The organism is Lacibacter sp. H407, from assembly GCF_037892605.1.
Classification (GTDB): domain Bacteria; phylum Bacteroidota; class Bacteroidia; order Chitinophagales; family Chitinophagaceae; genus Lacibacter.
Genome location: NZ_JBBKTU010000001.1, coordinates 2,756,484 through 2,783,310 on the forward strand (window position 1 = coordinate 2,756,484; position 26,827 = coordinate 2,783,310).

At 38.6% G+C, this 26,827-nt stretch carries 25 protein-coding genes and 1 pseudogene; 14 read left to right on the forward strand and 12 right to left on the reverse strand.

Going from position 1 to position 26,827, the window contains the following annotated elements; genetic code table 11:
- Nucleotides 1-5: 5 nt before the first annotated feature.
- The 9 genes and pseudogenes from WG989_RS11960 to WG989_RS12000 all read left to right on the forward strand — a co-directional run bounded on the left by WG989_RS11960 (nt 6) and on the right by WG989_RS12000 (nt 10,061).
- A complete protein-coding gene (locus tag WG989_RS11960) occupies nt 6-929 on the forward strand; it encodes a LysR family transcriptional regulator (RefSeq protein WP_340429676.1) in 924 nt (307 codons plus the stop codon).
- Between the two features lie 123 nt (nt 930-1,052).
- A pseudogene (locus WG989_RS11965) lies at nt 1,053-1,505 on the forward strand (S41 family peptidase).
- Nucleotides 1,506-1,666: 161 nt separating this feature from the next.
- Nucleotides 1,667-2,305 carry a hypothetical protein gene (locus WG989_RS11970; RefSeq protein ID WP_340429677.1) on the forward strand — a complete coding sequence of 213 codons (639 nt, stop codon included), beginning with the start codon at nt 1,667-1,669 and terminating at the stop codon, nt 2,303-2,305.
- A 322-nt stretch (nt 2,306-2,627) separates the two neighbouring features.
- Complete coding sequence (locus WG989_RS11975; RefSeq protein ID WP_340429678.1) at nt 2,628-5,438, forward strand: PAS domain S-box protein; 2,811 nt, start codon at nt 2,628-2,630, stop codon at nt 5,436-5,438.
- Nucleotides 5,425-5,856: a response regulator gene (locus WG989_RS11980; RefSeq protein ID WP_340429679.1), complete on the forward strand. Its 432-nt coding sequence runs from the start codon at nt 5,425-5,427 to the stop codon at nt 5,854-5,856. Before WG989_RS11975 ends, WG989_RS11980 begins: the two co-directional genes overlap by 14 nt.
- A gap of 35 nt (nt 5,857-5,891) precedes the next feature.
- Nucleotides 5,892-8,078 (forward strand): hybrid sensor histidine kinase/response regulator, encoded by a 2,187-nt coding sequence (locus WG989_RS11985; RefSeq protein ID WP_340429680.1) that lies wholly within the window; start codon nt 5,892-5,894, stop codon nt 8,076-8,078.
- Nucleotides 8,079-8,561: 483 nt separating this feature from the next.
- Complete coding sequence (locus WG989_RS11990; protein WP_340429682.1) at nt 8,562-9,140, forward strand: Crp/Fnr family transcriptional regulator; 579 nt, start codon at nt 8,562-8,564, stop codon at nt 9,138-9,140.
- Between the two features lie 57 nt (nt 9,141-9,197).
- A complete protein-coding gene (locus WG989_RS11995) occupies nt 9,198-9,680 on the forward strand; it encodes an SRPBCC family protein (RefSeq protein WP_340429684.1) in 483 nt (160 codons plus the stop codon).
- A 6-nt stretch (nt 9,681-9,686) separates the two neighbouring features.
- A complete protein-coding gene (locus WG989_RS12000) occupies nt 9,687-10,061 on the forward strand; it encodes a hypothetical protein (protein WP_340429685.1) in 375 nt (124 codons plus the stop codon).
- Nucleotides 10,062-10,103: 42 nt separating this feature from the next.
- On the opposite strand, the gene WG989_RS12005 is transcribed toward WG989_RS12000, so the two are convergent.
- The 5 genes from WG989_RS12005 to WG989_RS12025 form a co-directional block, all read right to left on the reverse strand.
- The gene (locus tag WG989_RS12005) at nt 10,104-10,928 is read right to left on the reverse strand and encodes a pirin family protein (RefSeq protein ID WP_340429686.1); all 825 of its coding nucleotides are present in this window, start codon (nt 10,926-10,928) and stop codon (nt 10,104-10,106) included.
- Nucleotides 10,929-10,953: 25 nt separating this feature from the next.
- The gene (locus WG989_RS12010) at nt 10,954-12,333 is read right to left on the reverse strand and encodes an alginate export family protein (protein WP_340429688.1); all 1,380 of its coding nucleotides are present in this window, start codon (nt 12,331-12,333) and stop codon (nt 10,954-10,956) included.
- Nucleotides 12,334-12,339: 6 nt separating this feature from the next.
- Nucleotides 12,340-12,885: a nuclear transport factor 2 family protein gene (locus WG989_RS12015; protein WP_340429689.1), complete on the reverse strand. Its 546-nt coding sequence runs from the start codon at nt 12,883-12,885 to the stop codon at nt 12,340-12,342.
- Between the two features lie 4 nt (nt 12,886-12,889).
- Nucleotides 12,890-13,264 carry a DoxX family protein gene (locus WG989_RS12020; protein ID WP_340429690.1) on the reverse strand — a complete coding sequence of 125 codons (375 nt, stop codon included), beginning with the start codon at nt 13,262-13,264 and terminating at the stop codon, nt 12,890-12,892.
- A gap of 100 nt (nt 13,265-13,364) precedes the next feature.
- Nucleotides 13,365-14,240 (reverse strand): helix-turn-helix domain-containing protein, encoded by an 876-nt coding sequence (locus WG989_RS12025; protein WP_340429691.1) that lies wholly within the window; start codon nt 14,238-14,240, stop codon nt 13,365-13,367.
- 378 nt (nt 14,241-14,618) lie between these two features.
- Here WG989_RS12025 and WG989_RS12030 point away from each other — a divergent pair, with 378 nt between their 5' ends.
- On the forward strand, nt 14,619-14,876 hold the full coding sequence (locus WG989_RS12030; protein WP_340429693.1) for a hypothetical protein: 258 nt from the start codon (nt 14,619-14,621) through the stop codon (nt 14,874-14,876).
- Between the two features lie 186 nt (nt 14,877-15,062).
- On the opposite strand, the gene WG989_RS12035 is transcribed toward WG989_RS12030, so the two are convergent.
- The 7 genes from WG989_RS12035 to WG989_RS12065 all read right to left on the reverse strand — a co-directional run bounded on the left by WG989_RS12035 (nt 15,063) and on the right by WG989_RS12065 (nt 19,245).
- Nucleotides 15,063-15,875, reverse strand: a complete 813-nt coding sequence (locus tag WG989_RS12035; RefSeq protein ID WP_340429694.1) for an SDR family NAD(P)-dependent oxidoreductase — start codon at nt 15,873-15,875, stop codon at nt 15,063-15,065.
- A 67-nt stretch (nt 15,876-15,942) separates the two neighbouring features.
- A complete protein-coding gene (locus WG989_RS12040; RefSeq protein ID WP_340429695.1) occupies nt 15,943-16,383 on the reverse strand; it encodes an SRPBCC family protein in 441 nt (146 codons plus the stop codon).
- 61 nt (nt 16,384-16,444) lie between these two features.
- Nucleotides 16,445-17,056 carry a Crp/Fnr family transcriptional regulator gene (locus tag WG989_RS12045; RefSeq protein ID WP_340429697.1) on the reverse strand — a complete coding sequence of 204 codons (612 nt, stop codon included), beginning with the start codon at nt 17,054-17,056 and terminating at the stop codon, nt 16,445-16,447.
- 5 nt (nt 17,057-17,061) lie between these two features.
- The gene (locus WG989_RS12050; protein ID WP_340429698.1) at nt 17,062-17,478 is read right to left on the reverse strand and encodes a hypothetical protein; all 417 of its coding nucleotides are present in this window, start codon (nt 17,476-17,478) and stop codon (nt 17,062-17,064) included.
- Nucleotides 17,479-17,489: 11 nt separating this feature from the next.
- Nucleotides 17,490-17,846, reverse strand: a complete 357-nt coding sequence (locus WG989_RS12055) for a YciI family protein (RefSeq protein WP_340429700.1) — start codon at nt 17,844-17,846, stop codon at nt 17,490-17,492.
- A gap of 78 nt (nt 17,847-17,924) precedes the next feature.
- On the reverse strand, nt 17,925-18,494 hold the full coding sequence (locus tag WG989_RS12060) for a Crp/Fnr family transcriptional regulator (RefSeq protein WP_340429702.1): 570 nt from the start codon (nt 18,492-18,494) through the stop codon (nt 17,925-17,927).
- Nucleotides 18,495-18,660: 166 nt separating this feature from the next.
- Nucleotides 18,661-19,245 carry a Crp/Fnr family transcriptional regulator gene (locus WG989_RS12065; protein ID WP_340429703.1) on the reverse strand — a complete coding sequence of 195 codons (585 nt, stop codon included), beginning with the start codon at nt 19,243-19,245 and terminating at the stop codon, nt 18,661-18,663.
- Between the two features lie 633 nt (nt 19,246-19,878).
- Between WG989_RS12065 and WG989_RS12070 the strand changes: the two genes are divergently transcribed.
- From WG989_RS12070 to WG989_RS12085, 4 genes are all read left to right on the forward strand, one after another.
- Nucleotides 19,879-20,478 (forward strand): RNA polymerase sigma factor, encoded by a 600-nt coding sequence (locus tag WG989_RS12070; RefSeq protein WP_340429705.1) that lies wholly within the window; start codon nt 19,879-19,881, stop codon nt 20,476-20,478.
- 130 nt (nt 20,479-20,608) lie between these two features.
- Nucleotides 20,609-21,808, forward strand: a complete 1,200-nt coding sequence (locus WG989_RS12075; protein ID WP_340429707.1) for a FecR domain-containing protein — start codon at nt 20,609-20,611, stop codon at nt 21,806-21,808.
- A 199-nt stretch (nt 21,809-22,007) separates the two neighbouring features.
- A complete protein-coding gene (locus tag WG989_RS12080) occupies nt 22,008-25,313 on the forward strand; it encodes a TonB-dependent receptor (RefSeq protein ID WP_340429709.1) in 3,306 nt (1,101 codons plus the stop codon).
- Nucleotides 25,314-25,323: 10 nt separating this feature from the next.
- Nucleotides 25,324-26,817, forward strand: coding sequence for a RagB/SusD family nutrient uptake outer membrane protein (locus WG989_RS12085; protein WP_340429711.1), 1,494 nt, complete (start codon nt 25,324-25,326; stop codon nt 26,815-26,817).
- The last annotated feature ends 10 nt before the right edge of the window (nt 26,818-26,827 follow it).

Below are 26,827 nucleotides of genomic sequence, written 5' to 3' on the forward strand. Positions count from 1 at the left end.
TATTTATGAACTATACACTCAATCAGTTACAGGTGTTTTTAAAAGTGGTGCAAACATGCAGTGTTACCAAAGCTGCGGAAGAATTGCATTTAACGCAGCCGGCTGTTTCCATTCAACTGCGCAACTTTCAGGATCAGTTTGATATTCCATTAACAGAAGTGGTAGGTCGTAAACTTTATGTAACTGATTTTGGGAAAGAAATTGCTGTAGCTGCAGAACAGATTTTACAGCAGGTGCACGCCATCAACCATAAAACACTTGCGTACAAAGGACAACTTAGCGGACGACTGAAAATTTCGGTCGTTTCTACAGGTAAATATGTGTTACCGTATTTCTTATCAGCTTTTATAAAAGCGAATCCCGGAATTGAAATGGTAATGGATGTCACTAATAAACTGAAAGTGGTTGAGAGTCTTGAAAATAATGAAGTGGATTTTGCACTCGTATCTATTTTACCCGAGAAGTTACATGTTGAAAAAGTAGATCTTATTCGCAATAAACTTTTCCTGGTGGGGAATGCTGACCGTACGTTTAAAAAGAAAGAATATAGCAAAGAATTGTTTGAAGAGTTGCCACTTATTTTCCGTGAAAAGGGATCGGGTACACGCCAGGCAATGGAACGTTTTCTCAACCGTTACAACATTGTTGTACAAAAGAAAATGGAGCTTACCTCCAACGAAGCTGTGAAACAGGCTATCCTTGCAGGTTTAGGTTATTCCGTCATGCCGTTAATCGGCATACGTAATGAATTACAGAATGGTGACTTGCAGATCATATCCGTAAAAGGATTGCCCGTTAATACTACCTGGAGCCTGATCTGGCTCAAAGGAAAACAACATGCGCCTGTTGCCGCGGCCTTTCTACACTATATCAAAAAAGAAAAGGTTAATATCGCTGCTACAAAATTTCATTGGTATGAACAGTATTGAATTGCGCAAAGCAGATTCATTGAAATTCAAGAGTTCGAAGTAATTGAAGGAGACAGATCATGTAAATCTTCTAAAAAAATCAGTAAGTTTCAACTAAAGAACTACGATGATGATATTCAATATCTGCGAATCCAAACTTTTCAGCGAAATAATGTGACAATAAAAAATGCTTTGCGGGCCCCGAACTTAATTATAGATCTCAGAAACAATGAAGGAGGTGCAAAGAAGGAAGCCCGGAAGTATTTTTCGGTGTAGAAAAAGTATTCAAAAAGTGGTCGCTTGTATATTCTGCTAAACAATCAAAGTTTGAGTCAAGCTGAGATTTTTACTTTACAACTGAAGAAATTGAAAAACGTTACTACAGTTGGACAAACAACCAAGGGCATGCTGAGTTATGGAAGCAATTATGGCAAAAGGGAACGACTGCCAAGCGGAATGTTTGAACTTTATCTCACGGATATGAAAGGAAGATCAACTCTGTTGAAATATGAAGATCATGGGATAAGTCCTGACATTCCCCTTAATGATCAATCAGATAGGATTGAGCAAGTGGTTGGAATTGTCAGGAAGAAATAAAAGGGATAAATACAGTCCGGTAAAGTTGTTGGGTTTAAATTCAGTGAGAAGAGAAAAGTCATTATCCGGTTCTTCCAACTCTGGTACAAGATCGACTGAACAAAAAAACGAACAACTCGCCACTGTTATAATGATATTGCAATTCAAATGAAATGTCAGACATGAAAACATTATTGGTACTTATTTCATCATTTACGATCATTCAATGTTCAGGACAAACAGTTACAGCAGACAAAACAGATACGTTGTCATCAAACATTATTTTCTTTGATAATTTTGATAATAATAAACATAACTGGACTGTTGGTACCAACAAAGAAGCAAGTGCAAAAATGGAAGGTGGGTTTTATTATTTAACTGCTTTAGGACATGCATATGGAGAAGCACAGGAAATAAAAATTGATACCCGTAAAAATTTTCAGATTGAAACACGTGTTAAAATCGTAAGTGGCAAATCGGAACATAAGGATTATTACAGCATGCTCTTTTGGGGGCGTGCAGCAATGGTTGGCTATTATTTTACATTTGCCAAAGATGGTTTTGCGTCGATCGAAGTCTGTAACAGTAAGAATCAGAATAGTTGTATGGTTAAGCCAGGCTCACTGCAACAAACGAAACTTGATCCCAATGAGTTTAATGTGTATACGATCCGGAAAACAGGAAGAACGTATACGTTTTTTATCAACGGAGCAGAATTTTACAGTATGCCTTTTTCTCCATTTTATGGAAATTTAATTGGTGTTGGAGCCGGCCGGAAGGTGGGGCTGGTAATTGATTATCTAAAAGTTATTTATTTATAAACGAGATTGTTGGCAGGAGTCAGACGCAAGGATTTGTATTAGCTGATGAGGTGTTTAAGTTGCGCAATGTCTTCACCATTTTTTTGAAAAAAATTACTATGTTCTGCGGAACATTGCTTTCATATTTATTTTATCAATAATAACTTCATAAAGGAAAACACAAAAATTACTATCAACAACATATAAAAGTTAACACTTGTTGTAGTATCCGTTCTACAAGAAATGCGATTGAAAAAAAATTGTAGCCGGCAGTTATTTTGCTACCTTGTATATACCCAAAAACTGCCACACAAGCTGGTTTGGATTAATGCACTTCTCCGAAATGGATGATAGATCTCCAAATAGTAGCAATCAATCGAATAATTTATCGAAAGATGAAGTAGATATACTTCTACACAATTACCGTAAGCAAATACAAGACTTAAAAACAGAACTGCTTACACTGCAATCAGAACGGCAGGAAAAGCTCAGCGTTTCTGATTCGCTTCAATCCTTCATTCCCGATCTGATTCAGCAAGCCGTTATTGTTACAGATATAGCCGGTAATATTATTTACTGGAACAATTTTGCAACCACTCTTTATGGCTGGAGCAGGGAAGAGGTAATGGGCAGGAATGTAATGGCGTTTGTTTCTTCTGATCTCACTTACGCCGAAGGCATGGCTATTATGGAAAAGTTGCAGGAAGGAGAAACATGGTCGGGGGAGTACATCGTAAAACACAAAGATCAGCACAGTTTTAAAGTACATGTGCATGACTCGCCTTTTTATGATGAAGAGGGAAACATCGCAGGTATTATTGGAATAAGCAGAGATGTAAGCGAAGAAGTGCAAACAAAAGAACTCATTCGCCTGCAATCAAACTTGCTGAATCATATAGAGCAAGCGGTGTTTGCCACCGATCTTGAAGGAAACGTATTTTACTGGAATAATCAGGCAGAAGAATTATACGGCTGGACAAGAGATGAAGTAAATGGCAAACAGGTTCCAATCAACACAAGCAGCACCCCCGCATTTGAAGCAATACAAGAGGAATTAATACGCACATTATCCGGCGGAAAAAGCTGGTATGGAGAACTTACCCTTGAAAACAAACATCAAAACGTTATTCATGTTTACAGCATCTATTCTCCTATCAAAAATCAAGATGGAGAACTAACAGGAATTATTGCAGTTTCAAATGATATTACCGAGCAGAAAAAAGCGAGTCAGGAAAAAGAATATGAACGATTAAATCAGGAAGCTCTTATCAACTCCACCAAAGATCTTATTTGGAGCGTGAATACGAATTACGAATTAATCACAGCCAATCATGCTTTTTTGGAACGCTTGAAGACGTACACGGGAACGGTGTTAAAAACCGGCGATCGTTTGCTGAATAACGATTTTTTTTCGATCGATTATCTTGCCTTCTGGAAGGAAAAATATGATCAGGGATTAAAGGGTGAAACGATAAGCTTTGAAATTTATGTGCCGCCAATAAATGGTTTGCCCGAACGTTGGTCCGAAGCCACCATTAACCCTATTCTCAATTCAACGAACAATATTATTGGTATTGCCTGTTACGGCAGAGATATTACAACTGCAAAACTTTCTGCACAAACCATCCGGCAAAGTGAGGAACGATTCCGGATTATGTTTGAAGAAGCGCCATTGGGTATAGCGTTAATCGATTCCTACTCCGGCACCATCCTCGATGTAAATAAAAAGTTTGCTTTTATCACCGGCCGGTCAATTGAAGAGTTGAAGTCAATTGACTGGATGACGATCACACATCCCGATGATATACAGGAAGACCTGGACAACATGAAACTGCTGAATGAAAAAAAGATCCCTGGCTTTACTATGCAAAAACGCTACATCAAGCCTGATCAATCCATTGTTTGGATTCAAATGTCGATCGTACCGATCGTGCATCGTGAAAGCGAATCACCCCGTCACTTATGCATGATTGAAGATATCACCCAAATGAAAAACAATCAGCAAAAAATTGAAGAGAGCAATGAGCGTTTCAATCTGGTTGCCAAAGCAACAAATGATGCGATTTGGGATTGGGACTTAACAACAGACCAGGTAATACGTTTGGGCGCCGGACTGGAAAAATATTTTGGTTACAGTTCGGAGGAGGCATCGCAAAACAATGATTTCTGGCATCAACGAGTGCATCCCGACGATATTGAGGGAGTTCTCAAACGACGTAATGAATTGCTAGAAAATCCGAACGAACAAAACTGGTGGGATGAATATCGTTTTTTAAAAGCAAACGGAGAGTATGCGTATGTTTTTGACAAAGGCTATATTATGCGTGACCAAACGGGAAAGCCGGTTCGTTTAATAGGAGCTACACAAGATATTACAGAACAGAAAAAAGCCGACCAACGCCTACAAGAGTTAAACAAAACATTGGAAAAAAGGGCAGAGGAACTTGAGAAATCCAACGCAGATTTAGAGCAGTTTGCATACGTAGCATCGCACGACCTGCAAGAGCCGCTTCGCATGATCAGCAGTTTTTTACAGCTGTTGGAGAAAAACTACAAAAACCAAATTGACGAAACAGCCGATAAGTACATTCATTTTGCGGTTGATGGTGCAGAACGAATGAGACGCCTCATCCACGATTTACTGGAATACTCGAGGTCTGGCAGAAGCCTCGACGAACTGGGTAACACAGATATGAATGATGTAGTAAAGGACGTGATTGAAATATATCAACAGGAAATTCAAACACGTAACGCAACCATCGAAGTTGAACAGTTGCCCATACTCCCTGAAACGAGAAGAGTACAAATGTTTCAACTACTTCAAAATATTATCGGTAATGCGCTGAAGTATAACAGCAGCGCTTCGCCCCGCATTGAAATCAAAAGCATTACTACTTCAACTGAAATACAAATTTCCATCAAAGACAATGGCCTTGGTTTTGAATCGAAATACAGTGAAAAAGTGTTTATGATTTTTCAACGTTTACATAACCAGAACCAATTTTCGGGAACGGGTATTGGTTTAGCTATTTGTAAAAAAATTATGGATTTGCACGGAGGAAAGATATCGGTACAATCGGAGCCTGGTAAAGGAAGTACGTTTTTCCTCACTTTTTTTAAAAACAAAAACGAACAGTCTGATGACAATAACTAAACCTGTACAGATTTTATTGGTTGAAGATAATGAAGGTGATATTTACCTGACGCAGGAAGCGTTTAAACAAGACAAATTCAATAACGAGCTATCAATTGTAAGAGACGGAGAAGAAGCGATCAGATACTTGTTAAAAGAAGAGCCATTTACCAATGCTACAACTCCCGACATGATTTTGCTTGACATCAATCTTCCGAAAATGAATGGAAAAGAAGTGTTGCGGGTAATAAAGAACCACTCTCTCTTTAAAACCATACCGGTTGTTATGCTTACTACATCTTCTTCGGAAAAAGATGTGTTCGAGTCGTATAGCGGTTATGCCAACTGTTATATTGTAAAGCCTGTAAAACTGGAGTCGTTTATTTCAGTGGTAAAGTCAATTGAAAATTTCTGGATCAGCATCGTTACGTTACCATGAGCAGGTATACATTTTTCATTTATTAATCTGTTTCTATGCTATCTCAAAAAGTTGATCTGCATGTTTTGATTGTTGAAGATAATCCCGGCGATCAATTTTTGCTTACAACGCAATTAAAGTCGATTGTAACAGACACAAAAAAAATCCGCATTGCCGACGACCTTTCAACTGCTGTGGTCATGCTCAGCGAATTCAATCCGCATATTATTCTTCTTGATTTGACATTGCCTGATTGTGTGGGTATAGAAACATTTGAAAAGATTAATCAACTTCAACCGGCCATCCCTATTATTATTTTATCCGGAATAGAAGATGCAAAAGTGGCAGTGCAGGCAATTGCAAGGGGTGCACAGGATTATTTATTAAAAGGTGATTTTGACGAGAGGCTGCTTTCACGTTCGATGCATTACAGTTTAGAACGTAAAAAAAACCTTGAAGAGCTGAAAGCCAGCGTTGAGCGATATACACTGGTAAGCCAGGCAACGAACGATATGGTGTGGGACTGGGATATTCTCAGTAATACCGTTTACAGAAATGAAGAACAATTTTGCCGGATGTTAAAGTTGCCTGCAACGATGAAGGACCTTGCTGATGAATTTTGGTTTGGACGCATACATCCGGATGACCTGAAGGAAATGCAGCAAATTGTACATGCTTTTCATTCAGACCCGCAACAAAAAGTATTTGAATCGGAATACCGCTTTCTAAATGGAGAAGACCAATACATTTGCCTGTTTGACAGAGGGTATATCGTACGCAATGAAACAGGGAAAGCTATTCGAATTATAGGCTCTACACAGGACATTACACAGCAAAAGGAAATCAACAATGAGTTGCAAAAGCTATCACGAATTGCTCAGGAAACTCAAAACGGTGTGATCATTACTGACAAAAATCATTGTATCGAGTGGGTGAATAATGCATTTGAGCGAATTAGCGGATATACGTTAACGGAAATTAAAGGACGCAAACCGGGTGATTTTTTACAAGGGCCTGAAACCGACTCCGTGCAAGTTGGTTATATGCGATCACAATTACGAAAACAAAAAAGCTTTGAAACGGAGCTGATCAATTACCGGAAAGACGGAACGAAATACTGGATTAGCCTTCAGGTGCAACCGATTTTTGATGAGCACGGTAACCTGCAGGAATACTTTTCTATACAAAGCGATATTTCTGCTCAGAAAAGAGCCGATGAGTCGTTGAAAAGATCGGAAGAACAATATCGTTTTCTGTTCGATAATAATCCTGCGTCGATATTTATCTGGAATATTGATGATTTTACTTTTGCCGAAGTGAATGAAACGTTTGTTCATGTGTACGGTTATAGCCGTGCAGAACTGGCAACAATGACGATTAAGGAAATTCGTCCGCAAGAAGAAATACCTGCGATTGTTGCATTTGCAAAATCGGCCCTCAAAAAAGGGGAATTTTATGTTTCCCGTTTATGGAAGCACCTGAAGAAAAACGGCGAAATTATTTACATGCAGGTTTCATCGCAAAGGATCACCTACCGAAACAGAACGGCCATTCTCGCTATCGCAATTGATGTTACTGAAAAAAAGATGCTCGAACTGGAGCTCGAAGAAGAACGTCTTCAAAAAGAAAAAGAAATAACGAATGCGGTGATTACCGCACAGGAAAATGAAAAAGAATTCATCGGCAGAGAGTTACATGATAATGTGAACCAGATACTCGCCTCGGCTCGGCTTTATTTTGGTCTTTCGAAAAAAACAATTTCTCCTGAGACGATTCAAAACGCAGATCATCTGGTAGGAAAAGCGATTCAGGAAATCCGCTCACTATGCCACTCACTCATACCTCCAAGTTTCGATATTACTGATTTTAGTGAAGGCATTGAACAGATCGTAACGCTTATTGAAAATGAAACAGAAATAAGATTTGTAAAACAATACCGGGATACCGATTACTCCAACATCTCTCAGGCAATTCAGCTTACCATGTACCGGACGGTACAGGAACAGCTGAACAATATTTTAAAATATGCACAGGCAAAAAATGTGGTGATACAAACAGTCAGGCAAAAGAATGAATTGACATTATTGATAAAGGATGATGGTATTGGATTTGACAGCACCAAAAAAAGTGCAGGAGTTGGTTTCCTGAATATTCAAACAAGAGCATCGATCTCCAACGGTGCTATGGTTTTAAAAAGCGCACCGGGGGAAGGTTGTTCACTCATACTTCAGTTTAAATTGTAATGTTTTTTTAGAAATATTCCGGAAAACTGCTTTGTGATTTTTATAAATGTAGTAGTGCTGTATTAATAGTTATATTCTATTGTAATGTAATCAGGATTATTTCGGAAATTTTCCGTTGACTTGATATCTGTCGCAACAAACATTGGGATTTAGCTCATTAAAATCTCAGCGGTTCATTATATGAAACCTGGTGGGTATAAGAAGGTTCTTACATCTCTTTTTTTATGTGATTTATTACTGTTTCTGTTTTATGGGATGACTGTTTTGTTAGCTTAAATTTTAACACGTGAAATGACATCCAAACCACGGCAATATTTGGTTTTTTGTTCCATTGTATTTGCGCCAGTATCGTAGAAGCTGTTTAGTTTATTTATTCAGGGGGTGCCTTTAAAATAAACAAAAGTTGAATATAATGTAAGGGTAATTACTATTGCTTCTTGCTCTGATATATTTATGTCTGATAAATTCAAGCAACCGAAAATTATGCACGCATTCCGGCAATACATTGAACGTTACGTATCTCTCACTGATTCAGATTGGAATGTCATCTTCCATTGTTTTGAGCAAAGGGTTATTGAAAAAGATGAAATATTATTGTGCGAAGGGAAAATATGCAGGTATTTATATTTTTTAGAAACCGGTCTGATGCGATATTTCATTTCAAAGGATGGTGAGGATGTAACTAAGTTTTTTACCCATGCTCCATATTGTTTTACATCACAGTTTAGTTTTACAAGTGAGAAGCCGGCAACTGAAAGCATCCAGGCTATTGAACAATCTACAGTTTGGCAGATAGCACTTCAAGAAGCTGACAGTTTATTGGAACTTAAATCATGGAATACTTTTATACGGAAGTTGATTCAGGAAGTACAGTTTTATACCGAATCAATTTTACAAGAGTTGCAAACTGAAACTGCTGAGTATCGATATTCTAAAATGCTGATCAACAACAGCAGTTTTGTACAGCGAATACCACTTAAATATCTGGCTTCTTATTTTGGTATTGCTCCTCAGTCGCTAAGCAGAATCCGGAAAAAAATCGTTGGAGCCTCCAGAAGTTAACATAGGTGAAGTGATTTAGTTGGTAGCTGGTTGATTTTTGTTTTTCAAATTAAGAAAATGAAATTCATTTATTCAATCAGTTTAATCATTTTGGGTATGTCAGCACATGCGCAGCAAACCAACTATCATTTCAGTCATAGCATTGCAACAACGGCAAGCCTTGAACGAATCTGGAAAGTATGGACCGATGTTCCAAACTGGAAGGCATGGGATTCCGGTTTAAAAGAAGCCCGCCTTGTCGGCGTATTTAAAGATGGTGCCAAGGGAAAATTGTTGCCTGATAAAGGCCCCGGGTCAAAATTTGTAATTGAAGATGTTCATGAAAACGGGTCCTATAAATTAAAAACGAAAATTCCGTTCGGATGGTTGATCGTAAGCCGTTATATGAAAAACGAAGATGGTATGGTCACGTTTACACACGATGTGAAATTTACCGGTATGTTACGGAAACTGTTAGGCAATAAGATCGGTAAACGATACAGGGAAATGCTCCCCTCAGTTATGGAGAATATCAAACTAATTGCAGAAGCTGAATATTGATATCTGATGTTGGCGTTGAAAACAATTTATTTAGCAAATATTTTAGTGGCAGGCTGGATTAGCATTGTCAGTCTCTTCTTTCCATTACATGCACAGAAAACGATATTCAGCAATAGTGTTGCTTATTCAGAGGTGATACGATTAACAGGTGCATTGTGGGGAGCGATATTTATCTTATCGGTTTTGGGATTATGGTTTCCACAAAAGATGCAATTGGTTTTGCTTTTCCAGCTTTTATATAAAACTACGTGGATCTTATTTGTTGCTTTACCTGCAATACTCAGTAATTTGCCTTATCCAAAAGGGATGGCTTTATTTTTTATTGTTTGGATGATTGTATTGCCAGGCATCATTGATTGGAACTACTTATTTACTTTGTAATATACCTGATGACTGATTCATTCTTACTTCTTTTATCGCCGCTTACAATGAATATAATTCCCCCATTTCTCCACGTCGTAATCGTTCCTGTGTAGCTTTCATTTGGTCGTTAGTAGTCATTACAAAAGGTCCGCCATGTACAATGGGCTCATTGTGTGGAGTACCCGACGCAAAGATGAAATGTGCAGCTTCATTCCCGGTATTGATAGTAATCTTATCTCCGGCTTTTTCAAAGCTTAGCATTGCTGTGTTGCTGATTTCATTTCCTGCAATGGTTATACTTCCTTTCATCAGATAAATAAATGCCATTTCTTTTGCATCAAGTTCAATGGTTGCGTTTGGATTCAATGTAACATCAAACAGGATTGTTTTTGTAACCAAATCAATCGGTGATGTAACCTGTTGGTAGGAGCCTTGTATCACTCTTAATTTAATATCATCACTATTGTATTCAGGAACCTCATTTGAGAAAGCATGAAAAGCTTTTGGTTCCACCAGCCTGTCTTTATCAGCATGGTTGATCCATATTTGAAATCCATGACAGTCAACGCCCTCTATTGTTGGTACTTCATCATGTTTGATGCCGCTTCCGGTTTGAGTGACATGTATGCCGCCCGGCTCAATGATACTGTGATCGCCACGGCTGTCCCGGTTTAAAAAAGATCCTTTGCTGTCAGGCATCATGTAAGTCATAACGGAAACACCTGCATGAGGGTGAGGGCCGAAAATTGCTTTGTCCATGTGGAACTCTGTAAATACTAGAAAAGGTTCAAAGTCAAACTCTGTGTGAAACATATCTACCGATGTAAAGCCCATGTGATTGGGTTGTAATACCTGTTTCGTAATTTTTTTAATAGCCTTTTGCATGTTTTGATGTTTTTAAATTGATCGATTAAAATTTGAAAGCCGCTTTAAATGCGAAATAGGAAATATCTAATCCTTTGCCGGTTTCTTTTACATAGTTACCTGCTTTAAAAAAAGCAGCATCAGCTGCAAATGAAAAATGTTGGTTTAATTCATAAGTGGTTTCTATAGCATATTGGGTGCCGATGTTCTTTTCAGCAGATTCAAATAGGTTGGCAGGTGAAGGCCGTACCTGTGCCATGCCCGGCGAATAGGTTCCGTCCCGGTTGATTTGGCGCTGCATAAAATAAACTCCCGTATATACAGATAGTTTTTTTAAGGGATTGATTCGCAGATAAGGATTGATGTTTATGATGTTTGATGACCCAATGGGCGCAGCTAAACCATAGGATGGTTTTGAAAAAAGTAAATTGTAGGTATTCAGTTTATTATCTGTATTGTTTTTGTCTCCTGAAATGTAATTGGCACTCACACCTGTTATGAAATTCAGTTTTGAATTAAGCTTATAATTTATATCAGCCGACAAACCGTAAGCAGCAATGTTGAGATCATTGAAACTGCCTGTTTGGTAAGTGCTTTCTAACTCATAATTGAATCCCTTGTTTTGTGAAAACAAACGCACACCAAAACTTTGCCGGTTCTCTTTTCCCGGAACAAAATTGTACCTCCTGCCATTGGATGTGAAATTTAAAAAGTAATAGTCAACTGATAATTTCTTTGGAATAACATACTCCGTTCCATACACGCCCCACACGTAATCTTTAAACGAAACATCATCAAACGCAAATTGTTTCGAAAGCACAGGTGTTACTGCTAAGAAATCAATTTTTCGTTTTGCTGTTTTGTATTTCAGGATAGCAGCATCAAAAGTTAATCGTGTATTAGGCCCTTCCCTGAATGTCAGAAGCCGGTTGTTGCCATATCCCATTTCCTGTCGTCCAATTCTCAGCATCCAGTTTTTATGAAAGTTATAGTCAATAAATGCCTGATGCAGGCTTAGTCTGTTTTCATCAATTTCAGGCGTAACCGGGTTCGGATTAAAAAAACGAAATGTAGAATTCATCTGCACAAATACTCTAAGCTTTTTCCCAATTTCGATATTACTGTGCATCATCACTCTGTGCCAAAGCTGACCAACTGAACTCTTTACAGTGGCTGGCGGTACATCTCCAAAATTCAGGTTGCGGAAGTATTGATATTGCTCCCTTAATTCTCCCCCGAATGAAATATTGGCTTTACTCCCCAGTGGAATATGCTTTAATTTGTTGAATCCTTCTTTTGCAGAATCAGATTTTACAGAATTAAAATCATCATTGTACCGGAGTATGTTGATTGGATTATGTTGTGTTTGTCCAATGAGCAAACTGTAGTTACAAAGAAACCCTACAACAAAAACTGCTTTTTTCATTATGCGTTATTTTAACGGAGGCAGTTGTTGAATGAGTCCTTTGTAGTCCGGGGCTTCCTGGTAAATGGTGTGATAGGTTCTTTTCAAAAACACCCATTTGCCGTTTTCTTTGATCAATTCATCTTCATACATTGATAAGTTATAGTTACCGGATTTATCATCGGCTTTACGGGCAATTTCGTTTACGTAGAATCTTGCTGTTGCGTTATCTCCGTTAACGGTAATAACAGCAGGGCCTGATAGCTGAACAAAAAAATCCCAAAGGCCAAGCATCTTTGTTACTGATGCACCCATAGTTTCTTTTCCTTTAAATTCTACGTTGATGGGTGGGCCGATTTTCCAAACCGCATCTTTGGCCCAGAGTGATTGAAACAGGTCTCCATCCTTTCTGTTGGCAGCATCGCTGAATTTTTCTGCCAGTGCTCTTATTTCCAATTCATCTTTTACCAGTTGAAGTGATGTAATTGTTTCATCAGGAAGTTTATTGTTTTCGCAACTTGTAAAGCCAATCGAAATGATTGCCGCACTAACAAGAAGTTTTACTGCTTTCATACATTTAAATTTTATTAGTTACTAATCTTTTTGATAATTCGGGGAAACGGATTGCTGCCGTAGTCCACAAAAAAGCGGAGATAAAAACTGGAGCTATTAGCGGCTGAGCAAATTCTACATGAGTACTGATAGCGCCACCCATATAGGCCGCCAATAATAATGTCCCTAAAATTCCAGTGCGGGGATAGAGAAACAGGCCAACTGCAATAAGTTCAATTACTCCGAGTATCTTATATGTAGTGGCGTTTAATCCAAATTTTGCAGCGGCTTCTAATGCTTCTGCATTTGCTGTTAACTTGCTTACAGCGCTTCCAATGAAAATGAAAGCAACCAATCCGGCTAATACCCAATTGATAATGTTTTTTGTTTTTGTTGACATTGTAGTTGATTTAAATGATGATGCAAATTGCATCTCATTTAAACTCTGCAAAAGGTCAAAAAGGAGGAATGATTCGTTAAAAAGTCGGATTGTTGAAAAATTACAGGCTCTGCCTGTATGCCAGTGGAGATGATCCGGTTAAATTTTTAAAGAATTTACCAAATACAGCCTGGTCGGTAAATGTTAAGCTGTCTGCAATATTGGCAATGGTTAACGAAGGATTTTGTAACAGAACTTTGGCCTCAAGAATCACCAGCTCATCAATCCATTCCTTAGCTGATTTTCCTGTTTGTTCTTTTATCACTTCTGTTAAGTGTTTAGGTGTTACAAAAAGTTTGTCGGCATAAAATTGTACACTTCGTTCACTGGCAAAGTGGAGACAAACTGATTCCTTGAATTCAAAAGTGAGTTGTTCACTTCTGGTTTTTTTATAAGTTGAGCTGAAGTTTTCTTTGTTGTACACTGCGGCAATTTCAAAGAGTAAAACTTCAACAAGATTTCTGGTGATTTCATTTTTGTAAGGATGCTGCTCCGCTAATTTGAGACGTATATTGTTTAGTAATGTTTTTACAATTACAGTCTGATCGTGATTGAAGGTTGAAACATGTTTTGCGTTTGGCTCAAAAAAAGAGAAGCTCTCGGGGTAATTTCGGGTAGAGTTATGTTTCAAAAAGAAATCTCTTGTAAAAAAAACAGCCAACGTTTTATAATCAGCAGACATGTTCATCCATTGCTTTATCACAGGGGGCGACATGCTGACAATGCAGTTTTTTTCTACCGTATAGGTTTCGAGGTTCGCTTTTAATGTAGCTTTTCCGGCAACACACAATCCAATGCCATAGTAATTACTGCGGTAGGGAACGTTTATAGATGAGCCAGGATTGGCAACCTGATGTTCTGTGAAAAAGACGTCAGTACTTGTTACAGTCTCGCCTGAAAGGTTATTAATATTATAAGTAGGTATCGTTTTCTTCATCTAATTATGATTCTTGGTGTTTTGTTGATAGTGTTAAAGTTATAAATAGAATTCTTTTTCAAAAGCCCTCATTTTTGTTATTCTTTGGTTGAACATCCAAATAGGAGATAATGTTGAACTTGTAAACATAAATATTAAAAATACAAACTGCATAAGCTGAATCTTCACAGGGAAACCTTGCTGGCAGGAGAAGCATTGGATCGACCGGTTTATATCACTGCTTTATTTTTGCAGTTATCTTTATGCAACATGATTTCAGCTGTAGATAATTTTTTGGGTTTAATATCATCTATGTGTTGGTTTAAACTGTGAAAGCAGAATTAACATAGGGAGTGAAAAGCGAATATTAAATTTGCGTAAACAAATTGTTAACTCATTATGGCTACAGATAAAAAAGGAGAGAAACATTCGTTTCTGAAACTTGCTGTTGAGATCAAATCGGCATTGAAAAATTATGCGAAAGGAATCGATAGTAAAAAACTCGAAAGGAAAATTGATAAGTACAGCACTGTATTGGCGGAGCAGATCGAAAAGTTGAAAAAGCAGGCAGGGAAGAAGGTCAAAAAAGTGGTTGCAAAGAAAAAGAAGGTAGCAAAAAAAGCTAAGACGCCGATAGTAAAAGTAAAAAAGAAATAATTTTTCATCGGCACATAGAACGTTTTCTTAAAATGGCAAAAGAATACTTTGCCATTACTGTTCAAATTGCCTGGCATAGCTTTTATCTAATGGTGAGGCTGCTAAACCTGGCTACTGGCCATGTTCTGCCTTGTTCAAGTATTTCTCCATCAAAGTAAGAAGCTGTAACTAAAGAAGGCTTCTGTTTTATACCCGTTGGTGCTGAGTAAAGCCTCCCATAACTTTCTGCATAATCTTAATTTTAGCCCAACGGGGAACTGTTCGTAGTGAATAAACTAAAATTTTTGAAAGAAGCCCGGGAACTACATTGGTTTGTCGTCCGAGTGCTTTCAGAATTGGAACGCCAAGTACGGATGGTTGTAAAGCTTTGCCCATTTGCATATTAGCCCGTTGACCAAATCCACTGTCTACAGGACCAGGTGCTGCTGCTAAAATATCAATTCCAAATGGTTTTAACTCCACTGCCAAAGCTTCAGCAAAAGATTGTACATAAGCTTTGCTTGCAGCATAGTTTGCGGAGTAGGGCACGCCCTGAAAGGCAACCAATGAACTTAAGAAAACAATGCCACCTCTTTGCTGTTGTTTAAATATTTGACTGAAGTAATGAGTTAAAGAAAGTACTGCTTCACAGTTTACTCGCAGCATATTGATTTCTGCATGTAGTGATGTAGTAAGGAATAAACCTGAAGTACCGTATCCTGCTGAAGTGATCAGCAAGCCAACATTCAATCCCTGCGTTGACTGGATAATTTTATCAATTCCTGCTGTTTCTGAAACATCTGCATCAACCACTTTTATTTCAACAGGATGTTTTGACTTCAACTCTCTTTCAACTGTTTTCAGTTTCTCAAGATTCCTTGCATTTATAATTAAATTAAAACCTGCTTCTGCCAATTTCGTTGCCAACTCCAGCCCAATCCCTGATGATGCACCTGTAACAACGGCCCATTGACCGTACTTGTTTTTTAATCTGGTTTTTTCGTTTGATGAAAGTTGCATTTAATGATCGTTTAAATTTTACTGTGTAAAAATGCAACTGAGAGTAATCTTAAACGATAACAAATGTTTATACTTTCTTTTCTGCCTCTTTTTTTAACTGCTCAAGCCAATATAACATTGCCTTCTCCAGATTTCTGTTAAATGCTTTTTTGAAAAGCGATGCTAAGAACCCTTCCATACTTTCATCTACAGACACTATTGTTCTGCTACCTTTAACACTAAGTACCCAGTTGTGAATTGCAACCATACCAAACGTTTTACCTGTCCAGCCAAATTCTTTTTCAGAAATAACTGTATGCAGAGTAGAATGAATTTTAGCACCTCCGGTTTTCCAGTCAAATGTGGTTGCGGGTTTTAATTCGCCATTGAGTTTCGGATTTTTGATTTCGCTTTGCCAGGTTGCCCAGTTATTAATATCGGTTAAAATATCCCATACTTTTTTACTGTCTGCATTGATGCTGATGGATCTGCTGCACTTTACCGGTGCATTCCTGTTTACATTTTTCATATCATTTGTTTTATTATGATACAAAAATCATCACTAAATCAACGTCTGCTCTTGACAAAAGTCAAGAACTTTTTTTTGAATGTTTCTTCCTGATTCGGCTGAAGGTTTCTGCCGTCATGCCAAGCATTGAAGCAAGATATTGTAAGGGAACCTGATTAAACAATTCCTTATTAAAATTGAATAGTTGATGATAGCGTTCCTCGGCTGTAAGTGAAAGGTGGGTTACAATTCTGTCTTCTAAAACAGTAAAGCATTTTGCAATAAAGAGTTTTTCTAACTCAGCCCAGCGGGGAATTACCTGTGCAATTTTTTGATAGTCGGAGTTTTCAATTACATATAATTCACAATCTGTTAAAGCCTGAATATTCCAACGGGCCGGTTGATTGAAAATAAAACCAGACAGATCTACTACGAAATATCCTTTGGTGGAAATCCATTTGGTAACTTCCTTGTCTTCAACAAAAACAAATTCCCGTATGATACCGGATTGTACAAAGCCTAATCGATCGCATTGTCGGCCGGTTTTAAGAAAGTAGTCTCCTTTAGCAATTGATTCGGGCTGAAAGAAAGCACTGATGGCGGTTATGTCATCAGTGCTTACGCCAAAATAAGTTTGTATGTATTTTTCTAATTCAGTCATTACATTGCCTGATAATTTGGCTAAGTTAACCATGAACTCTACCCGGTTATTCTCTTGTCCTTTGCAACAAATTTAGCAAATGCCAGTAAAGCGCCGGTTACCATAATGTTTCTGAAAAAGTTTATCATTTCCAGTTCTTTTTCTCTGTCTATACTCGCTGCCATTGTACCTGCATCAAATTCCTGTCCCATTGCTCTTGGTAAATGAACTAAAAATGCCATCAATAACACATAAAGCGCCATTAAACAGTAAGCCAGTTTATCGTATTTGCCAACAACAGCGCTCAAAATAAATAGCAGAATACATACAAGCGTAAAATAATTCCAAAAGTAGGGCAATGGAATATAGTCGGGTACAAATGAAGCACCAACATCAGGCTTGCCAAAGTGTAATCCAACGTAAAGTAAAAACGAGAGCGGAAAAATATATCGACCGGCGTTTAATAGTTTATCCATGATGCTACTGTTTAATTGGTTGGAAATGGAACCAGCGGTCTTACCTCAACAGAGCTTTCCGGATACTTAAGAATAGGGCAGGATTGGCTCCATTCCTCTGCTTCTTCAATACTCTCAGCTTTACAGATCAGAAAGCCTGAAACTAAAACGGAGTTTGCTTCCTTGTGCGGTTGGCCTTTTATTACACCGCCGCTTTTGATGATTGACGCATCATAAAGAATAGGAGCAGTGGTTACTAATTTTCCCTGCATGGCAATGTTGCCGATCCATGATTGCCACCTGGGCATATCTTCTGCCATGTCTTCTGTTGTAGCGAGGTAGTTATTTGCTGCGCTTGCATTTCGGAATAATAACAGATACTCTGTCATAGTTGTAAAATTTAATTGTGAATGATGACACAAAAGTGCAAAGCACAAATAATTTGAACGATGACAAAAGTCGATGTTTTACAATTTTGCTTTCAGCCTGCTGTAAACATCTTTGTTGATGCCGAGGTAAGACGCAATGAGTTTGCTGGAGATTCTTGTCATTAAAGCAGGCCGGTTTTGCATGAGCCATTTGATGCGTTCCAATGCAGAAAGTGAAACAAATGTATTAATTCGGTAGACGGAGTTGGCGTACGAGGATTCCAGGATTTGCTTATATACTTTATCAAATTGCGGAACCGTCTGCATCATTTCCTGAAAACCTTCTCTGCTTATTGCCAGAAGACAGGATGGTTCTACAGCCCGGATATTTTCTGTTGCCGGTTGACCGCTGCTAAAGCTGATCAATTCGCTGCACCAGTTATCTTCAATCACAATATCACGGGTAGTTTCGTTCATTTCTTCATCATGAACATACAACTGCAGACAACCTTGGGCAATAAAATAAACATACCTGCATACTTCACCGGTTTTAAGCAATTGCTCATTTCTTTTTGTTTCAATGATCTTAAACTTACTTAACACCAGTTCCAGATTCTCTACATCATTTCCAAGCCGTTTTACGATATGTTGTTTTAATGCTTCAATCATTTTTAGTAGTTAGTCTAACTTTTATGTTTTATCGGTAATAGTGTAACTGTCAGGTGATCACTCTTATTTATACCCGTTCAGGTAATTTAAAACAACACAGATATCCTAAAAAGGTTTGCCCGATAAAAAAGAGATAGTGCAGCCTTGTAATAAATCAGGTATTTCGTTAAGGTTTGTTTTTTTGATGCTCGTTTTTTTTCAAGCGGCTCAAATGTACAGCAGTGATGCCGAGGTAAGAAGCAATCATATGCTGCGGCACACGGTTGTGAATATCAGGGAATACTTCTGTTATGCTGTCGTAACGCTGTTTTGGCGTTCGTGCATATTGGTTTTTGATTCGATCGTCCTGGTAAATGAAATAGAATTCAGCGATTAATCGCCCCATTTTCTCACCGTCTTTTAAGTTTTTATAACCCCACTCAATTGCAGAGCGTGGCAATACAACAACTTCTGTTTCCTCAACTGCCTGCAATGTGTAAAGCGATGGTTGCTTTTGCATAAAGCAAGAATAGTCGGCGATGAATTGGTTTTCCAGGGCAAAATGGATCGTGTGTTCAGTTCCATCATTGTCGGCTACAATTACTCTGATCAGGCCTTTGTTGATAAAAAAGATTTCATTTGGGATAGCATTTGGTCTGCTGACAATTTCCTGTTTTTTAAACGTTCGGGTAATGGTTTGATCAAGAAAATCGTTTAGCTCATTTTCTGAAATGCTGATCATCTGTTGTATTACCTGGCGGATTTGTTCCATGTATCTTTTCTATGTTGCTCGTGGTTGAAAGGTGTTACACTAAGCTAACAAATTTTCCGGCGTGTACTACATAAATGTAATAGTGAGATTAATGTATAGATGAAGCCGGCGTTTTTGTAGTTCTCTCTTTTCTTTTTTTGAGAAGTGATTTGTTATTTGCAAATATATAATGTTGAAGGTCCTTGGTTGGGGTTTATTGAATTCACTTAATAATAAGTTAGAGTGAATTTATTTGTACAGGAAGCACCACCGGTTACTTTGTGTTTAACAATTATGATTGTCTGCTTAAAAATTTATATCTATCGAAAATCATTACGCAAACGTATTCGATAGATAAAATAATTTTTCATGAGGGTTTAAGTATTGTCAAACAGGCTATTATTAATACGTTTCAGTTACAGCACTTGCTTGTACGTGTTGATTTTCATTATCTGTTTTACAAGCAAGAGATAAAAGTCTGTAAAAATGATTATCAACCTTCAAACAGCCATTATGAAAAAAATCAACATTTTCTCAGACCTTTTATTTATACTCCATCTATTCCCAATAGATAAAAGTCAGATCCTGATCTGAATTTTACTTTAAAATTGCTCATTCGGTTTCATTAGTTTTGAATTCCAAAAACAAACTGCTTTGCCCGGTACTCCACAACATAGTGAGCAAGAATTGCTGCGACTTATTGCAAGCGGTGATGAAGTTGCGTTTGCCACTTTGTTCAATAATTACCGCAATAAGATTTATTCGATTGCGTACGAGCTGACCGAATCCACAGTTCTTGCAGAGGAAATTGTACAGGATACTTTTTTAAAGATTTGGCTTCGTAGAGAAACACTGGAAGATGTAACCCATTTCAAAGCCTATCTTTTTACCATTACTCGTAATTATGTTTTTTCTGCATTGAAGAATATTGCCCGCAAGCAGAATCTCGAACTTAAAGTTGTGCAGAGTGCACCCGTTTATCATTCAGACACGGAGAACAAGCTTGTCCAAAAGGAATATGACGAGATATTAAAACGTGCAGTAGAAAGGTTGCCTCCAAAGCAAAAACAGGTGTATACACTGATGAAGGAAAAAGGGTATAAGCGTCACGAAGTAGCGGCTGAGCTTCAGCTGTCGGAGGAAACAGTAAAAACACATCTTGCCCAGGCTATGCGGGCTATACGGGCTTACTGTCTTAGTCATATTGATACCTTATTGCCATTGCTTGTTTTGATGTTTATGAAGGCACGGTAGGGTTATTGACCCCAATACCGGTTAAAAATATTTTTTCCGTCCTACTCACCCAAGTTGTTTTCAGGATCGTCTCTTATTATATAACCATTTGCCTGTTGCCAACAGGTTAACCAAACGTATTGCTTATTTTATGCTCCCATCTCTCGAATATTTACTCCAACGTTATGCGGATAAAAACTGCACTGAAGAAGAAAAGGTGCAACTCATGCAATTGCTTCAACAACCGGAGAATGATGAGGCTGTGCAGCAATTAATAGATAAGATGATGCAGGAACGGGAACCCCGTTATGCCATGCCGGATGATGCCGCCGAAGCAGTATTACATACAATTTTACAAACAGGCAAAGCACCAGTTATTTCAATAGACGATAATGGTAACAGAAAGCGCAGTGTGTGGCTGCGTGTGGCAGCGGCTGCAATAATAACGTTGTTTTTAGCAGTTGGCGGATGGTTGTGGTTAAACAAAACTCCATCTAATGATACAGTAAAAACGGAAGAGAAGAAATCCATTTCAAATGATCGATTGCCCGGCGGCAATAAAGCGCTGTTGACGCTTGATGATGGGAGTACAATTGTGTTGGACAGTACATCCAATGGCGTTGTTGCACAACAAGGCGGAGCGACGATTTTAAAAACCGGCAATGGACAGCTTGCGTATGACATCGCAACGAATGAATCTTCAAAAGTACTTTACAATACACTAAGCATTCCACGTGGAGGGCAGTATCAATTGATGTTGCCGGATGGAAGTAAAGTGTGGTTGAATTCATTGAGTTCTATTCGTTATCCAACAACATTTATCGGCAAAGAACGAAGAATAGAGTTGAGCGGCGAAGCATACTTTGAAGTAGCTAAAAATGCTGCCATGCCTTTTAAAGTAAGTGTGGATGGAAAGGCAGAAGTAGAAGTATTAGGCACACATTTCAATATCAATTCTTATACAGATGAGCCGACTGTTAATACAACATTACTTGAAGGCAGCGTTCGTGTTACAGGACTTGAAACCCGTGACAGCAAGTTAATCGTACCCGGTGAACAGGTACAGTTAAAGAAAAACGGGCAACTCTCTGTAAATAAAAATGCCAACATCGAACAGGTGATGGCATGGAAGAATGGCATTTTCAATTTTGATGGCGCTGATCTGCCAATGCTGTTACGTCAACTTTCCCGTTGGTATGATATCGATATCGTATATGAAGGGCCCGTGCCGCAAAGAGAATTCGGAGGTAAGATGCAACGGGATTTGAACCTGTCGCAAACGCTGAGAATTTTAAAGACTAATAATGTGAATTACAGGATTGAAAAACAAAAACTGATCATTATGAAATAATGCCTTTGGTATACTCAAAAAAAACCCGACTAAAGTTTAGCCGGGTCGCCATTAAAATGCTACGAACATTTTAATGAATGTTTGAGTTGCCTGAACAAATAATAATTGACGATCACTTATTCTTAAACACAAACAATGCAAAACTATGCAATTAATTAGTTTGAGTAGGCATTTCTTTACTCATCAAACGAGGCTTGCTATGAGATTAACGGTTATTTTTTTGACGATTGCCTTTCTTCAGGTTTCCGCTTCAGGAAATTCTCAAACGGTGAATTTTTCCGGTAAAAATGTTTCCTTAAAGGAGATTTTTACAGTTATTGAAAAACAGACCGGTCATGTGTTTTTTTACGATGTTGCTTTGCTTCGGGAAGCAAAACCGGTAACGATTCAGTTGAAAAATGTTTCGCTTGAAGAAGCACTTGCTGCAATTTTCAAAAGCCAGCCATTAACATGGGTGATGGAAAACAGAACAATCACCATTCTCAAAAAAACAGTGCAGATCAATGAAACCAGCAACGGCAATATTGCCGGGCCGGCACCACCTGTAAATCTTGTCAATGGAAAGGTTACGGACGAAGCCGGTACAGCCTTGGAAGGAGTAACTGTTCTTATCAAAGGAACAGGGAAAGGTGTTACAACAAATGCTGCAGGCGAGTTTGCAATTGATATACCTGAAAGTGAAACCACCATCCTTGTGTTTTCTTTCGTTGGCAGAGAAACAAAGGAAGTGAACACAAATGGTAAAACATATTTAACGGTACAACTTTTAAATGTCGCAAGTGTACAGCAGGAAGTTGTGGTGATAGGATATGGCTCGCAGAAAAAAATTGATATCACGGCACCTGTATCGGTAATTAAAGGATCAGAGATTGCAAAGCAACCTTCAGTAAATCCCATCAGCGGATTGCAAGGCAAGGTTGCGGGTGTGCAAATTACGAATGACGGATCACCGGGATCTTCACCGCAAATACGAATCAGGGGCGTTGGATCTATCAATGGTGGTTTAAATCCATTGTTTGTTGTTGATGGTGTATGGACAACTGATATCGGTTTCTTAAACTCTTCAGATATTGAAAGTATCAGCATTTTAAAAGATGCATCTGCTGGTGCGATCTACGGTAACCGATCTGCCAACGGTGTAGTGGTGATTACAACTATTAAAGGAAAATCGGGTGCGCCAACCATCAGTTACACAGGTAGTGCAGGATGGCAAAAAATCACCAATGAACTGAAGATGGCCAATGCCTATCAGTATGCTACAATGGCGAATGAAGTAAGTATGCTGAATGGCGGCAATGAACTCTATGGACCTAACGCAATTTATAATCCCGGTGTAAGTGATCGCAATGGTACAAATTGGTTTCATCAATTATTCAGACAGGCGCTCATAACTAATCATCAACTTTCGTTCAGAGGCGGTACTGAGAATGTGACCTATAATTATTCACTTTCTTATTTGAATCAGGAAGGAATAGTAGAAACGCAAAACTATCAACGCATTACCGCAAAACTGCAAAATGAATTTAAAGCTGCTTCTTTTCTGAAGATTGGATACAATTTATTCGGAACAATGAATAAATCAAATGACGTTAGTGGAGATATATTCCGACAAGCATACGCTGCCCCACCTGTGGTTCCCGTGAGATACAAAGATGGATTTTATGGAGATCCCACCGATTATTCGCTGAACTCCATTGCAAATCCGCAGGTAACGCTTGATTACAATAACCAGCGTTCACAAAGTTTTTTACTTGTTGGAAACACCTATGCCGATATTAAATTACCCGGACATTTCAGTTTCAGAAGCAGTTTCAATTTTGAATTGAACAGAGGGGAGCAGCGTAATTATGTTCCGGTGTATAAAGCAACCACCAATCAATTGAATGATATCTCATCGTTGTATGTATCAAGATCTGATACGAAGAACTGGCAATTGGAAAACATGCTTTTTTATGAGAACACATTCCGTAAAAAGCATTACCTGAAAGTATTGGTTGCACAATCGGCCAGAAGAGATAACGGGTACTGGATTTCGGCCACCGCCAGAAATGTACCGAATGACTATGATGGACAACTGTATTTGAGTTTGGGATCAAACTCCACTGCATATCCAACCGTTGCAAATGACGGAGGTTCACTTGCAACCGGATCATCTTATTTCGGAAGAGTGAGTTATGGGTATGATGGTAAGTATCTGTTGAATCTTACATACCGTGCTGATGGTTCGTCAAAATATACGGGTGACTACCGTTGGGGATATTTTCCTTCTGTTGGAGCTGCATGGGTCATCAGCAAAGAAAAGTTCATGCAACAACAACAATTGTTCAATGTCTTGAAATTGCGGGCAAGCTGGGGTATTAACGGCAATGAAAATGTGCCGGGAAATATTACAACCCTCACTGCATCTACACTTGGTTATGCGGTGTGGAACGGAGCAGCGTATCAATCAAGAAGTGTAATATCGATTGTGCCTCCTTACCTGTATTGGGAAAAAGGTGTAAGCACAGATATTGGTGTAGAAGCAACGTTGTTGGGTTCGAGATTATCAGTTGAGTTTGATTACTACAACCGTGATACTCGTGATGCAATCTTTACGGTTCCTATTTTAACATCTAGCGGATTAGGTGGAGGTATTAATGCGAACCAGGCAACGATCAGAAACAGTGGTGTTGAAGTAAATGTGGGATGGAGATCCAAGATCGGCAGACATATCAATTATTCAATCACAGGGAACTATGCTTATAATGAAAATAAAGTAAGTGCAGTAAACTCCGGAGCGAATGCTTTGTTTGGTGGCTATTACAGCAATCCATCGCAAATTCCACTTACAAGAACAAGTGTAGGTCAGCCCATTGGTATGTTCTACGGCTATAAAGCAGTAGGTGTATTTCAAACAATTACGGAAGTGCAAAATTCAGCACAAAGTAAAACCGCTATTGCAGGCGATTTAAAATTCGAAGATCAAAATAAGGATGGCGTAATTGATGATAACGATAAAATTTTCATGGGTAATCCAAATCCAAAACATTTGTTTGGTGTAAGTATTGGATTCAATTACGACAATTTTGATCTCTCTGTAGATCTGCAGGGAGTAGCTGGTGTGCAGATTTATAATGCCAATATGGGGAAGAGATATGGGATTGAAAACTTCACCGAAGAATTCTATGCAAAGCATTGGCGTGGTCCGGGTACATCAACAAGCTATCCATCTGCTAATTTATTGCACGGCATGAATACGCATCCCAATACGTTTTGGGTGGAAGATGGCAGTTACATACGCATCCGCAATATCAACGCCGGCTATAGTTTTCATTCATTGCGAAAGTGGAAGATCAATAACCTGCGGGTATTCACAGCCATACAAAATCCATTTAACTTTTTCAGGTATAAAGGATTTTCTCCAGAGGTAACTGCGGCAGGAAATAGCCCAATCAATGCAGGAATTGATGCGGGTGTGTATCCGCTATCGGCCTATTACAATTTTGGTATTACGTTGACACTTTAAAAATTACTGTATGAAAATTTATCACTTAATTATAAACACAAGATTTATACCTGTTATCTTATTGATTGCAGTGAGCGGATGCTCAAAAAACTTTTTAGAGGTTGAGCCCCAAGGTCAAATAAGCGTAGAAAAGTTTTGGAAAACAACAGATGATGCCAATGCTGCTGTAAATGCTATTTATGGAAATCTGAGAAGTGCCGGGCAAGTTGGAATTGCTTCTGTTGCCATTGAAAGTTTGGGATCAGATGATGCTGATCCGGGTGCAAAACAAAGTGATATACCTGAGATGTATCAGTTTGATAATTTCGGTGTAACATCTTCTAATCAATTTGTGGGTTCGTTCTGGGCCGGACTTTATACAGAGATCAACTTATGTAACCAGGTGTTGGATAATGTTGATACGATGAGTACTGTTGATGCAAATCTGAAAGCAAGGTATTTGGCAGAGGCAAAATTCATCAGGGCATATTGCTATTTCCGTTTAGTTAGAGCATATGGTGGAGTGCCGTTACATTTAAAAGTTCCCAAACTGCCGGCGGAGTTTAACCGTGCAAGATCGTCGGCTGCAGAAGTGTGGGCTGCCATTGAAAAAGATTTAATGGATGCTGAATCTGTTCTTCCGGTTACCTACACTTCACCAACTGATATTGGAAGAGCAACGAAAGGAGCAACGCAGGCACTATATGCAAAAGTTGCCATGTATCAGGCAAAAGGCAATCCTTCAAAATGGAATGAAGTGAAGTCTTATACTGATAAAGTAATTAGTTCCGGTGCATACAGTTTGTTTACTAATTATTCCAATTTATTCCTGATTGCAAATGAGCTGAATCCGGAATCAGTTTTTGAAATACAATCGGACTTGATCATTGGTGCAGAAAGCGGCGCATCATTTCCATGGTCACAAAATTCAGAATGCCAAACGCCGGAAAATCAAAATGGATGGGGTTGGAATGTACCAAGTCAGGATTTGGTGAGCGCTTTTGCTTTAGCAAGTGATAATAATCGTATGAATGCAACGATCATTATGGTCCCGGAAACTGTTGGTGGTGATAATATTATTCAAAGTGGCAATAACAATTCACGGTATAATCAAAAAAGTTATGTGCCATCAAGTTATTACGTTTCGGGTTATCCAAGAGGCTGCCAGAAAAACATTATGGCGATACGATATGCCGATGTGCTGTTGATGAATGCAGAAGCAAATAACGAATTGGGTAATGCAGCTTTAGCAACAACAAGATTGAACCAGGTAAGAACAAGAGCCGGTTTATCTGCAACAACAGCAACAGATCAGGCAGGGTTACGAACTGCAATCTGGAATGAAAGAAGATTAGAATTAGCAATGGAGAATGACCGTTATTTCGATGTGATTCGGCAGGGAAGAGCGGCAACTGTTTTTGGCCCGAAAGGATGGATAGCAAACAAAAATGAGTTGTGGCCGATACCTTATAACGAAATTCTTTTGAGCGGAGGTAAGCTAACCCAGAATCAGGGATACAATTAAACTGTAGATG

Excerpts from the sequence above, each read along its gene's own strand:
- WG989_RS11960 (WP_340429676.1), top strand. The coding sequence starts at position 6 with ATGAACTATACACTCAATCAGTTACAGGTGTTTTTAAAAGTGGTGCAA.
- WG989_RS11970 (WP_340429677.1), top strand. The coding sequence starts at position 1,667 with ATGAAAACATTATTGGTACTTATTTCATCATTTACGATCATTCAATGT.
- WG989_RS11975 (WP_340429678.1), top strand. The coding sequence starts at position 2,628 with ATGGATGATAGATCTCCAAATAGTAGCAATCAATCGAATAATTTATCG.
- WG989_RS11980 (WP_340429679.1), top strand. The coding sequence starts at position 5,425 with ATGACAATAACTAAACCTGTACAGATTTTATTGGTTGAAGATAATGAA.
- WG989_RS11985 (WP_340429680.1), top strand. The coding sequence starts at position 5,892 with ATGCTATCTCAAAAAGTTGATCTGCATGTTTTGATTGTTGAAGATAAT.
- WG989_RS11990 (WP_340429682.1), top strand. The coding sequence starts at position 8,562 with ATGCACGCATTCCGGCAATACATTGAACGTTACGTATCTCTCACTGAT.
- WG989_RS11995 (WP_340429684.1), top strand. The coding sequence starts at position 9,198 with ATGAAATTCATTTATTCAATCAGTTTAATCATTTTGGGTATGTCAGCA.
- WG989_RS12000 (WP_340429685.1), top strand. The coding sequence starts at position 9,687 with ATGTTGGCGTTGAAAACAATTTATTTAGCAAATATTTTAGTGGCAGGC.
- WG989_RS12005 (WP_340429686.1), bottom strand. The coding sequence starts at position 10,928 with ATGCAAAAGGCTATTAAAAAAATTACGAAACAGGTATTACAACCCAAT.
- WG989_RS12010 (WP_340429688.1), bottom strand. The coding sequence starts at position 12,333 with ATGAAAAAAGCAGTTTTTGTTGTAGGGTTTCTTTGTAACTACAGTTTG.
- WG989_RS12015 (WP_340429689.1), bottom strand. The coding sequence starts at position 12,885 with ATGAAAGCAGTAAAACTTCTTGTTAGTGCGGCAATCATTTCGATTGGC.
- WG989_RS12020 (WP_340429690.1), bottom strand. The coding sequence starts at position 13,264 with ATGTCAACAAAAACAAAAAACATTATCAATTGGGTATTAGCCGGATTG.
- WG989_RS12025 (WP_340429691.1), bottom strand. The coding sequence starts at position 14,240 with ATGAAGAAAACGATACCTACTTATAATATTAATAACCTTTCAGGCGAG.
- WG989_RS12030 (WP_340429693.1), top strand. The coding sequence starts at position 14,619 with ATGGCTACAGATAAAAAAGGAGAGAAACATTCGTTTCTGAAACTTGCT.
- WG989_RS12035 (WP_340429694.1), bottom strand. The coding sequence starts at position 15,875 with ATGCAACTTTCATCAAACGAAAAAACCAGATTAAAAAACAAGTACGGT.
- WG989_RS12040 (WP_340429695.1), bottom strand. The coding sequence starts at position 16,383 with ATGAAAAATGTAAACAGGAATGCACCGGTAAAGTGCAGCAGATCCATC.
- WG989_RS12045 (WP_340429697.1), bottom strand. The coding sequence starts at position 17,056 with ATGGTTAACTTAGCCAAATTATCAGGCAATGTAATGACTGAATTAGAA.
- WG989_RS12050 (WP_340429698.1), bottom strand. The coding sequence starts at position 17,478 with ATGGATAAACTATTAAACGCCGGTCGATATATTTTTCCGCTCTCGTTT.
- WG989_RS12055 (WP_340429700.1), bottom strand. The coding sequence starts at position 17,846 with ATGACAGAGTATCTGTTATTATTCCGAAATGCAAGCGCAGCAAATAAC.
- WG989_RS12060 (WP_340429702.1), bottom strand. The coding sequence starts at position 18,494 with ATGATTGAAGCATTAAAACAACATATCGTAAAACGGCTTGGAAATGAT.
- WG989_RS12065 (WP_340429703.1), bottom strand. The coding sequence starts at position 19,245 with ATGGAACAAATCCGCCAGGTAATACAACAGATGATCAGCATTTCAGAA.
- WG989_RS12075 (WP_340429707.1), top strand. The coding sequence starts at position 20,609 with ATGCTCCCATCTCTCGAATATTTACTCCAACGTTATGCGGATAAAAAC.
- WG989_RS12080 (WP_340429709.1), top strand. The coding sequence starts at position 22,008 with ATGAGATTAACGGTTATTTTTTTGACGATTGCCTTTCTTCAGGTTTCC.
- WG989_RS12085 (WP_340429711.1), top strand. The coding sequence starts at position 25,324 with ATGAAAATTTATCACTTAATTATAAACACAAGATTTATACCTGTTATC.